This window comes from Pseudomonas sp. EL_65y_Pfl1_R83 (assembly GCF_963970695.1).
Classification (GTDB): domain Bacteria; phylum Pseudomonadota; class Gammaproteobacteria; order Pseudomonadales; family Pseudomonadaceae; genus Aquipseudomonas; species Aquipseudomonas tritici.
Genome location: NZ_CAXAQI010000322.1, coordinates 1 through 486, shown reverse-complemented (window position 1 = coordinate 486; position 486 = coordinate 1). Strand labels below are relative to the sequence as shown.

General features: G+C 68.1%; 1 protein-coding gene. It reads right to left on the bottom strand.

What is annotated here, in order from left to right; translation table 11 throughout:
* Window positions 1–486: type II secretion system protein N (locus tag AACY08_RS29095; protein ID WP_339472534.1), on the bottom strand; the 486-nt coding region annotated here is incomplete at both ends.

Genomic DNA, 486 nt, shown 5'->3' with positions numbered 1-486 from the left:
CCACCGCGATGGAGAGCAGACCGCCCTTGGCAAATTGCGCGGCGAGGCGCTCGATATCGCCCGTCCCTCCGACCGGCTTGCCGGCGATCTGGGTCACGACGTCGCCCTCGTGCAACCCCGCAGTGCGAAAGGCCATGCCACTGCCTTGCGATCGGACTGTCAGCCCAGTCACCCGGCCATTATCGATGCGCGGGATGAACCCAACGTCCGAACGAAGCTGGGCGAAGGTGATCCCCGAGGGAGCCGAAGGCATCGGCCGCGTCGGACCACCGCCAACCAGCGGCGGCGCAGCGGGCGCAGGCGTGGCGACTGGCGTGGTTTCCGGCTGGACCAGGAAGAGATCTTCAGACGCGCCGCTCCGGTCAATCGTGACATGGTCGAACGCGACTGCCTTCAAGCGCACGCCGGGCATGATCTCCTGCCCGACGCCGACGCTTTGCTGCACCCCGTCAGGCCCAGCGATAATCGCCGAGCCGCCGCCCTGCG